General features: G+C 53.9%; 10 protein-coding genes. 6 read left to right on the forward strand and 4 right to left on the reverse strand.

Going from position 1 to position 9,387, the window contains the following annotated elements; translation table 11 throughout:
* Positions 1-2,530: DEAD/DEAH box helicase (locus tag PHD44_RS11500; RefSeq protein WP_300191822.1), on the forward strand; the 2,530-nt coding region annotated here is incomplete at its 5' end.
* Between the two features lie 794 nt (positions 2,531-3,324).
* Here the strand turns inward: PHD44_RS11500 and PHD44_RS11505 are convergent.
* The gene (locus PHD44_RS11505) at positions 3,325-3,927 is read right to left on the reverse strand and encodes a cyclopropane-fatty-acyl-phospholipid synthase family protein (RefSeq protein ID WP_300191824.1); all 603 of its coding nucleotides are present in this window, start codon (positions 3,925-3,927) and stop codon (positions 3,325-3,327) included.
* 45 nt (positions 3,928-3,972) lie between these two features.
* A complete protein-coding gene (locus PHD44_RS11510) occupies positions 3,973-4,944 on the reverse strand; it encodes an integron integrase (protein WP_300191825.1) in 972 nt (323 codons plus the stop codon).
* Between the two features lie 157 nt (positions 4,945-5,101).
* Between PHD44_RS11510 and PHD44_RS11515 the strand changes: the two genes are divergently transcribed.
* Positions 5,102-5,596: an ATP-binding protein gene (locus PHD44_RS11515; protein ID WP_300191828.1), complete on the forward strand. Its 495-nt coding sequence runs from the start codon at positions 5,102-5,104 to the stop codon at positions 5,594-5,596.
* Between the two features lie 15 nt (positions 5,597-5,611).
* On the opposite strand, the gene PHD44_RS11520 is transcribed toward PHD44_RS11515, so the two are convergent.
* Together PHD44_RS11520 and PHD44_RS11525 are read right to left on the reverse strand one after the other, a co-directional pair.
* The gene (locus PHD44_RS11520) at positions 5,612-5,998 is read right to left on the reverse strand and encodes a hypothetical protein (RefSeq protein WP_300191831.1); all 387 of its coding nucleotides are present in this window, start codon (positions 5,996-5,998) and stop codon (positions 5,612-5,614) included.
* A 30-nt stretch (positions 5,999-6,028) separates the two neighbouring features.
* Positions 6,029-6,340: a hypothetical protein gene (locus tag PHD44_RS11525; protein ID WP_300191833.1), complete on the reverse strand. Its 312-nt coding sequence runs from the start codon at positions 6,338-6,340 to the stop codon at positions 6,029-6,031.
* Positions 6,341-6,455: 115 nt separating this feature from the next.
* On the opposite strand from PHD44_RS11525, the gene PHD44_RS11530 reads away from it, so the two are divergent.
* The 4 genes from PHD44_RS11530 (at position 6,456) to PHD44_RS11545 (ending at position 8,957) form a co-directional block, all read left to right on the forward strand.
* Positions 6,456-7,778 carry a hypothetical protein gene (locus PHD44_RS11530; protein ID WP_300191836.1) on the forward strand — a complete coding sequence of 441 codons (1,323 nt, stop codon included), beginning with the start codon at positions 6,456-6,458 and terminating at the stop codon, positions 7,776-7,778.
* Between the two features lie 91 nt (positions 7,779-7,869).
* A complete protein-coding gene (locus tag PHD44_RS11535; protein ID WP_300191839.1) occupies positions 7,870-8,295 on the forward strand; it encodes a GFA family protein in 426 nt (141 codons plus the stop codon).
* A gap of 114 nt (positions 8,296-8,409) precedes the next feature.
* Positions 8,410-8,688 (forward strand): BrnT family toxin, encoded by a 279-nt coding sequence (locus tag PHD44_RS11540; RefSeq protein ID WP_300191842.1) that lies wholly within the window; start codon positions 8,410-8,412, stop codon positions 8,686-8,688.
* Complete coding sequence (locus tag PHD44_RS11545) at positions 8,685-8,957, forward strand: hypothetical protein (RefSeq protein WP_286810067.1); 273 nt, start codon at positions 8,685-8,687, stop codon at positions 8,955-8,957. The genes PHD44_RS11540 and PHD44_RS11545 overlap by 4 nt, the downstream gene beginning before the upstream one ends.
* Positions 8,958-9,387: the final 430 nt, after the last annotated feature.

Genomic DNA, 9,387 nt, shown 5'->3' on the forward strand with positions numbered 1-9,387 from the left:
CCTGCAATGGCGCCGGGAGGGAAGCACCCTGCGCCCTGAACTCTTGGTCGAACCCGCAGCAAAACTGTTCGCGCTATCGGCATTCTGGTATCTGGATGCGCGCACCGGCGAGCTGGGGCGTGTGAACACGACCGAAGACCCAGGCCGGATCAAACGCTTGCTCAGCATACCGCCGGTCACCGAACAGGCGTTGCCCTTGGTCACCACCGTATTGGCCGAATCGGCACCGGATCTGGCTCCGCCCATCCAAAGCGAAGCCGCCGCCATCGACATCGCCCCCAAGCCCGTTCTCAGTCTGCACACACTGGCAGTTCGACGTATCAATCCGTACCGCAGCTATGGCGGTGTGCTCAACGGATTTGATGTGGCTGAATTTGCGTTCGACTACGACGGGATGAGGGTCGGCCCCGATGATCGCACAGGGTTGAGTCAGAACGCCAAGGGGCAGTGGGTCTACATCAAACGTCATGCAGACGAAGAAGCACGCTGGACGCGCCAGCTACGCAAATACGGCCTCACCCGCATCCCCGCCAGTGTTCTTGATGACGCGCGCGCGTTGTATGGCCTGGAAAACGAGGCGGCATGGGTCGAATTTATGATCGAAGCGCTGCCCAAACTGCGCGCTGCGGGTTGGCTGGTGGAAATCCCCGACGACTTTCGCCATTTATGGCATGAGCCGGAAGGCTGGGATGCCACCGTCAATGAAGACGGTTCCGGCTGGTTCGACCTTGATCTTGGCGTGCTGATCGACGGCCAGCGGCTTGCGCTCACGCCCATGCTCAGTGAATTGTTCGCGCGCGAACCGCGCTGGCTGGACAGCAGCTTTATCGACGAACAGGCCGATGATGCCAGCGTGATTCTGCGCAGTCATGAGAACCTGCGCATCCGCGTTGAAGCAGGGCGAATCAAAACCATCGTGCGCCAGCTCATCGACCTGTTCGACCGGCCGCAGGGCGAGGGACTGCGCCTGCACACGCTCGATGCCACCCGGCTGGCGGCACTGCCCGAAGACATGCGACCGAATGGGTCGATACATGCACTGGAAGTGGCCCGGCGCATCCAAAGCGCAGGCGTGCCCGTAGCCGTCGAACCGCCCGAAGGGCTTGGTCTTGAATTGCGCGGCTACCAGCGCGAAGGGCTCGGCTGGTTGAGCCACCTGCGTACGCTGGGCGTTGGCGGCATTCTTGCCGATGACATGGGCCTGGGGAAAACCGCGCAAACCCTCGCCTTCCTGCTGCGCGAAAAACAACAGGGTCGACTGACGCATCCGGCGCTCATCGTGCTGCCCACCTCGCTCCTGTTCAACTGGCGGCACGAAGCCGAACACATCACACCGGCACTGCGCGTACTCACCCTGCATGGCGCCAACCGCAGCGCATTATTCGATCAAATCGACACACACGACATCGTGCTGAGCACCTATCCCTTGGTGTGGCGAGACATCGAAGTACTGGAACAACACACCTGGAGCCAGCTTATTCTCGATGAAGCGCAGACAGTCAAAAACGCGTCCAGTCAGGCGGCCCAAGCCATACGGCGTATCAAAAGCGAACACCGCCTCAGCCTGACCGGCACACCGATGGAAAACCATCTGGGCGAATTATGGGCACAGTTCGATTTTCTGCTGCCCGGCTTTCTCGGCGATAAAACCGCGTTCACCCGCGCGTTTCGCACACCCATTGAAAAGCATGGCGATACCATCCGCCGTGACCTGCTCGCCCGCCGCCTGCGCCCTTTTCTGTTGCGGCGGCGCAAAGAAGATGTCGCAGCAGAACTCCCGCCTAAAACCAGCATTATCCGCAGCGTGTCACTCGAAGGTGCGCAGCGCGACCTCTACGAAACCGTCCGCTCGGCCATGGATGAAAAGGTGCGCCAATCCATCGACAGCATGGGGCTGGCGCGCAGCCACATCGTCATCCTCGATGCCCTGCTCAAGCTGCGCCAAGTCTGTTGTGACCCACGCCTGCTGCCCAGCCGCCAGACGGGCAAGAGCGGCAAGCACGCAGCGCAAAGCGCCAAACTCGACCTGTTGCTCACCATGCTGCCGGAACTGGTCGACGAAGGGCGCCGCATCCTCGTGTTCTCGCAATTCACATCCATGCTGGCACTCATCAGCGAAGCGCTGACCAAAGCCAAACTCGCCCACACCATTCTCACCGGCGAAACCCGTGATCGCGAAACCGTCGTGCGCCAGTTTCAGAACGGTGACATACCCATCTTCCTCATCAGCCTCAAGGCCGGCGGCGTCGGCCTCAACCTTACCGCCGCCGACACCGTCATCCACTACGATCCGTGGTGGAACCCCGCCGTGGAAGATCAAGCCACCGACCGCGCGCACCGCATAGGCCAGACCCGGCAGGTATTCGTCTACAAACTGGTGGCCGAAGGCAGCATCGAAGAGAAAATCCTCGCCCTCCAGGACAAAAAAGCCAAACTCGCCGAAGGCGTACTGAGCGGCGACGGCTCCGCACTAACCAAGTTCAGCGAAGCCGACATACAAGCATTAATGGCACCACTACCCAGCGACTGAAGGGGCGAGCAATGCCAAAACCGCGCACCGACAACCTCTGGAAAAGGTATCTCAAACCCACCTTGCGCAAAGGCACCGCCTCACCCCCTTTTCGCAAATGCATCGCTTTACCCCCTTTAGCAAAGGGGGGCGGGGGGGATTTGCCGCACCCTGTCCAAACCACCAAATCCCCCTCAATCCCCCTTTTACAAAGGTGGAAGCGCAAGATTCCACCGTTTCACTCCCCCTTTCACAAAGGCTCCATCTCACCCCCCTTTAACGCGAAGCTGGCGTAGCCAGCAAAGGGGGGCGGGGGGGGATTTGCCGCACCCTGTCCAAACCACCAAATCCCCCTCGATCCCCCTTTTACAAAGAGGGAAGCGCAAGATTCCCCCGTTTCACTCCCCCTTTCACAAATGCACCACCTCATACCCCCCTTTCGCAAAGGGGGGCAGGGGGGATTTGTCACACCCTGTCCAAACCACCAAATCCCCCTCAATCCCCCTTTTACAAAGGGGGAAGCGCAAGATTCCACCGTTTCACTCCCCCTTTCACAAATGCAACACCTCATACCCCCCTTTAACGCGAAGCTGGCGTAGCCAGCAAAGGGGGGCGGGGGGGATTTGTCACACCTTGTCCAAACAACCAAATCCCCCTCAATCCCCCTTTTACAAAGGGGGAAGCGCAAGATTCCAGCGTTTCACTCCCCCTTTCACAAATGCAACACCTCACCCCCCTTTAGCAAAGGGGGGCGGGGGGGATTTGCCGAGTCTAGCCCGCAGAAACACTCTATTCGTACGTCCCTCGAAACTCGTTCATTGCCTGCGCCCGACCCCGTGGCTCACATAACCCAGGCCCGAATGCCCCGATCCTTCATCAAGCCACGTCGTCCCTTCGGCCAGCAGCCACCAGTCAATGGCATTGAAGTCCTCGGCCAAATCGCTCATCGTGGTTAGCATCTCAACAGCTTTAGGCCCACCGCTGTTGTAACCGTTCAACTGATTCGGGTGAAATTGCTCAATAATCAACCAACCGCCGGGCACCAGCGCCGCTTGCATCCGTGCATGGGCTACCTTCCGTTCATCAGGCGAAAAATGCAGAAAAACAGAAACCACCGCATCAAACGCGGCAACCGGCCAATCCCATGTCAACAAATCAGCACATAGCGTGGTGAGCGACACGCCCCGATCAGACGCCAGGGCAGCGGATTTTTCGCACCCCACGCGGGAAGCGTCCACCGTCGTTACAGTAAAACCCTGCTCTGCCAGCCACACGCCATTGCGCCCCTCGCCATCACCGACCACCAGCACCCGCGCACCGGGCGACAGGCGAAACACCTGCGAACGCAAAAAGTCATTCGGTTGCTCACCGTAAAAATAATCATCACGCGCGTATTTTTGATTCCAGAACTCAGACATGGGCTTATCTCGGGTAAAACAGGCCCTCAATAATAGAACACCCGCTCAGAAATCGAGCGGGCTGACCACCCCGCGCCCGCCTTTATTAAGCACATGCGTATAAATCATTGTCGTCGCCACATCCTTATGGCCGAGCAGCGCCTGAATCGTTCGAATATCCTGCCCACGCTCCAACAAATGCGTGGCGAACGAATGGCGCAAAGTGTGCGGTGTCGCTGGTTTGGCCAGATCGGCTGCCCTCACTGCCTTTTTCATGGCGCGTTGCAACAACTTTTCATCCAGATGATGGCGCCGTTCGGCACCGCTGCGCGGATCCATCGAATAACTGCCAGAAGCAAATACATACTGCCATCCCCATTCGATCGGTGCACCGGGATACTTGACCGCCAGCGCATTCGGCAAATATACGCCCGCCTTGCCAGCCCTTAAGTCATCCTCGAAAATAGCGCGGCGTTGGTTCAAATGGCTTTGCAAGGCAGGAGCCAGCGATTCTGGCAACATCGTCACCCGATCTTTCGCCCCTTTGCCATCGCGGATTAAAATCTCACCCCGAGCAAAGTCCACATCCTTGACGCGTAGCCGCACGCATTCCATCAAGCGCATGCCCGTGCCGTACAACAGCGAAGCCATCAGACCATAAACACCCGACATCCGATCCAACACGGCGCGAACCTCATCACGCGAAAGCACGACCGGCAAGCGTTGAGGCCGTTTGGCGCGAGTAACATTATCCAGCCAAGGCAAATCGATACCCAGCACCTCGCGATACAAAAACAACAGTGCTGATAAAGCCTGATTCTGCGTTGAAGCGGCCACATCGCGGGAAACTGCCAAATGGGATAAAAACGCCTCGACCTCTGGCGCGCCCATGTCACGCGGGTGCCGCTTGCCGTGAAACAGGATGAACCGCCTAATCCATTGAAGATATTGATTTTCCGTGCGGATGCTGTAATGCTTGGTTCGAATCAAATCACGAACCTGATCAAGTAATTTAGGCGAAGGTGTGTTTGCAGCCATCCATTAAGCCCTCTATTTCTTAATCAGGCAATTGAAACAAAGAGATAGATGAATGACAACCGTGTTATACACCTACCCTCTACCGAAATATACACCTGCCAAGGTGTATATTGCTTGTTAGACGTACTACACTGCCTCAACGGTATCTGGAGAAAACTTGAAAACTAAGCCCACACTGCACTTTCTTTGCGGAAAATTGGGAGCGGGAAAATCAACCTTGGCCAAATCGCTTGCGTCGGAACACAGTGCAGTGCTGATTTGCGAAGATATTTGGCTACAGCGTCTATTTCCGAACGAAATCTCAGACTTCAATGATTATTTGAAGTACTCCAGACGACTCAAAAATGTAGTCACTCCACATGTCCAAGAACTGCTATCTAGTGGCCTTTCTGTGGCGCTCGACTTTCCTGCTAACGTTCCCGAGGCTCGCCAGTGGATTCGAAGCATCTTTGAGGCTGCAAATGCAAATCACCTATTGCACTTCATCGACGCGCCGAACAGCTTATGTATTGAACAAATGCAGAAACGAAATAGAGAAAAACCTGAAGGCTCTATGGAAACTACGGTAGAGCAATTTGAATACATCACCTCGTTTTTTAAACCGCCTCAGCCAGAAGAGGGTTTCAATATCAAGGTTTACAATCGGTCATGAAAAAACAACGTACATCTAACTCTCCGTTCGAGGCGACCTGCGCGAAAAGCCGCGCAGGCGCCTCAACTCCACGTTAGGCGTCATGGCCGCAGCAATCGCTGCCTCCAAATCATCAGCCCATGCCTGATCCGCGTACTTGTGCAGTCGCATGTAATACAATGCAGCGCTTGCCGCTTTCAGCAGTCCGGGCGCAGCGGCTATCAGCTTCGCGTCCGCATTCCGGTTTGGGTAGCACACCCGCGCAACCTCAAACCCATCGGCGTCGTAAATTAGCGCCTCGCTTCCTTCGGTGTGCTCGCTGACATGCCATGGCCCAGGTCGGTGCGCAAACTCTTTTGCCTGCGCCTCGGCCTCGGCCTGTTCTTCGGCATACTGCCCGCTGTAGTAATAATCGTCGCTCATCTCATCCTCCAAAATCGCCTAACAACCGCATCAAGCCGACTCCGCTTCGCTACGCGGCTTATGCGGAGCGTTATGCCGCAGTTGTGCGTTCTCGACGCGAAGACGCTCAAGCTCTTCGGCTGTCAGCGGGAACCACACTTCCAATTTGCTGTTCTCCCGCCAGTGCCGACCAGTCTTCCGGTCAATTTCGTCGTGCGCCCAACCCTCAAGCAGCAGCCGTTCGCATTCAGCCCAATGGTCATCGTCTAGCAATTCGGCAAGCCGAGCGCCGAGTTTTTGCAGCGGGTGGCCCATTGGGGGCAGTTCGGGTAACTTGTCGCTATCGTCTGCATCAAAATCCATTGCTATATCCTTCGCCGCAAGAGCGGCATAACAAGTCAATCAAGCTGACCGCCGCGATGCGGCGGCAGCTTATTTCCGGCGTTAGCTATTCGTATAAATCGAGATCGGAGAAACGATGAACGACATAATCGTAAAGGAAGACGTTAACCTTCCTGCTTTACCAAATACCGTGCTTCCAGCGATAGCAGAACTGACGGCAGCTCTCGGTATTCCTCGTGAGGTTTTAGCCAGCCAAGAGGAGATCGAATATGCTTGGCGGGATCTGCCACGCGAGCTGCGAGAAATTCCAGGGGATTTACGAGGTGAGTTAATAGCCAGAATGTGTGTTGCCGTCAGCACGGGGTTATTTGACGGAGCGATGAACTACGTTTGGAATGCTGCAATTCTTCAACTGCGTCAGAAAATCAGAAATTTTGGCTTGGCGGTAGTTGCTCAGATTCAGCAAAGTGATTTTGAGGAAAAACACCTTCTTGAATTGCAAGACAGCAGGCTTCTCGATCTATGCTTGAAATTGAATATTATTGACGAAGATGGTTTTTTCTTTCTAGATCAATGCCGTGAAGTTAGAAATAATTTTTCAGCAGCGCATCCGACAATGGGGACAGTAAATGATCGAGAGTTCACCACTTTCTTAAATCGCTGTGTTCGTTATGCTTTGGCAGATTCTTCCTCACCTAGAGGTGTAGATATCGGTGCATTTATATCGGCCGTAAAAGGGCCGAGATTTAACAACCACCAATGTCAAATATGGGTGCAGCGATTAACAGAAACACATGACGCGCAAAGGCAAATGCTCGTCAATATGGTTCATGGAATATATTGTGATCCTGCTACAGCGGAACCTGCGCGGCTTAATGCAATAGATATTTGCAATGACTTAAGTGGTGCGTTTACGTCGTCTATTAAATCCGACTTAATAAATAGTCACTCTGATTATGTGGCAAGAGGGCTGGAAGATAAGCACGCGGCGTCGCTGCAATTTTTTGAGAAGTTGGGGCTTCTAGGGCTGCTTAACGAATCTGAGCAGCACGTTGTTTTCTCTCGCGCTATAGACAGATTGTGGAACGTACACAATGGTATGAATAACTTTTACAATGAACCACCGTTTGCTGAGAGATTGCTAGAAGTTACTCAGCAAGGAGCTGTTCCAGAGACTATACAAGATCATTTCGTTCAGACTGTTGCTTGCTGCCGTGTCGGCAACGGCTATGGTGTGTCTAATGCCGCAGTTCCTTATTATGATGAAATGATTCAAAGCTTTTCGCCTCGCGAAGTAGCTGCATTGATACGTGCAACAGTAGATAACACCTCTACTATTGGCCGAAGAGTATCGAACAATTCAAGTTGTCGTAGAAATTTAAAAACCGCTTTAGAGCTAATTGATCCTGCATCAGTTTCGAATTCGGTGAAAGCGGACTATGACCGTCTCACCAGATAATGCAGCTAACAAGGCACTGCACTCGGACAAATTTTCCGCTGCGCTCCAAATTTGCCGGTGAGCGCGGCGTTAGGCATACAAGGAATACTCCATGCGCGGTAGATGCCTCTGCGGATTGATTGAGTTTGAGATTGTCGGTGTGGTCCCGAAGCTTTACCAATGCCATTGCTCTCTATGCCGAAAGCAAGGTGGTGCTTCGTCGAATACAGCAGCCATTATTGGCAACGAGCATTTCCGGTGGGTAGGCGGCCAAGAACACATTTCCTCTTGGGTTAAAGACACGGGGTTCCGTTCCGATTTTTGCTCTAACTGCGGTTCCCCCGTCCCTAACCCGCTCAGAAGCACGCCTTACTATTGGGTACCTGCCGGTCTGCTTGAAGGGGATATCCAGCTTAAGGTCAGCGCCCACTTGTTCGTTGGCTCCAAGGCATCGTGGGATGTGATTACATCACCTGGAAAACAATATGAAACCATGCCGGAATTGTCTGAGCTTTTGCGCCCAGACGGCGATGCCTAACATTGCGGTCAAGCGGGACTGGCTTACAGCGGGCTTCGCCCGCTTCCAGCCAGCCCCTTACCTTGAACGTTAGCCATGAGTACAAAAAGCACACAATGTGCTAAATTTTGATCTATGAAACCCATTACATGGAACCCAGAAAAGAACAAGCTTCTCCAAGCAGAAAGGAACGTCTCTTTCGAGGATGTGGTTTTGCATATCTCGGTTGGAGGCATCCTGGATACGCTCGAGCATCCGAATCAGGAGCGATATCCGGGGCAACAAATTCATGTGATTGAGATAGAGGGGTATGCGTATTTGGTGCCCTTTGTGGAGTCAGAGGATGAGGTTTTTCTGAAAACGATCATCCCGAGCCGGAAAGCGACCAAAACCTATTTGGGAGGTCCAAAATGAGTAGGCTGGATAAAGAAGAGCAAGAAATTCTGGATGCATTCGATGCAGGAGAGCTGCAGCGGTCGCCAGACAGTGAAGACAGGAAACTGCGGCATCAACAATACGCCGAGGCCATGTTCAAGAAAGATGCCCGTATTAACATCAGACTATCCTCCAAGGATCTTAGGGGGCTCCAGAAGAAAGCCCTGGCAGAAGGCATCCCCTACCAAACACTTGTTGCCAGTATTCTTCATAAATATGTGGAAGGTCGCTTGCACGAGGATCGATAGCTAACCAGGCCATGCACCGGATGCCAAAACCTCCGCTTCGCTCTGGTTTTGTCACCGGTGATTGCGGGCGTTAGGGCTCAGGAGAGTGACGTGGCGACGAATGAAGGCGAGGTCTATTTCAAACTGATCGGTGACTTCGACCCTGACGTTGTCACATAGGAAATTGGCATTGAGCCAAGCCGAACAAAACGAAAAGGACATCCAAGGCCAAAGTATGACTCTTGGCAGTATTCACACGGCAAGGTCGTTGCTGACTTTATCAATGTTTACGAAATGTCCGCAAAATTGATAACCGTTCTTCAGCCTAAGGAACCTCTGATTGAATCCCTCGTGAGCCGAGTTGCTGATCCAAAAGCCGCAAAACGAGGCAGAGGCCGCAGGTCGTAGTTTACGCTACGATGCCAAGGCCGATAACGAAGTGTTGCGGCTT

The organism is Halothiobacillus sp. (genome assembly GCF_028710545.1).
Taxonomy (GTDB): Bacteria; Pseudomonadota; Gammaproteobacteria; order Halothiobacillales; family Halothiobacillaceae; genus Halothiobacillus.

Excerpts from the sequence above, each read along its gene's own strand:
- PHD44_RS11525 (WP_300191833.1), bottom strand. The coding sequence starts at position 6,340 with ATGGATTTTGATGCAGACGATAGCGACAAGTTACCCGAACTGCCCCCA.
- PHD44_RS11535 (WP_300191839.1), top strand. The coding sequence starts at position 7,870 with ATGCGCGGTAGATGCCTCTGCGGATTGATTGAGTTTGAGATTGTCGGT.
- PHD44_RS11530 (WP_300191836.1), top strand. The coding sequence starts at position 6,456 with ATGAACGACATAATCGTAAAGGAAGACGTTAACCTTCCTGCTTTACCA.
- PHD44_RS11545 (WP_286810067.1), top strand. The coding sequence starts at position 8,685 with ATGAGTAGGCTGGATAAAGAAGAGCAAGAAATTCTGGATGCATTCGAT.
- PHD44_RS11520 (WP_300191831.1), bottom strand. The coding sequence starts at position 5,998 with ATGAGCGACGATTATTACTACAGCGGGCAGTATGCCGAAGAACAGGCC.
- PHD44_RS11540 (WP_300191842.1), top strand. The coding sequence starts at position 8,410 with ATGAAACCCATTACATGGAACCCAGAAAAGAACAAGCTTCTCCAAGCA.
- PHD44_RS11505 (WP_300191824.1), bottom strand. The coding sequence starts at position 3,927 with ATGTCTGAGTTCTGGAATCAAAAATACGCGCGTGATGATTATTTTTAC.
- PHD44_RS11510 (WP_300191825.1), bottom strand. The coding sequence starts at position 4,944 with ATGGCTGCAAACACACCTTCGCCTAAATTACTTGATCAGGTTCGTGAT.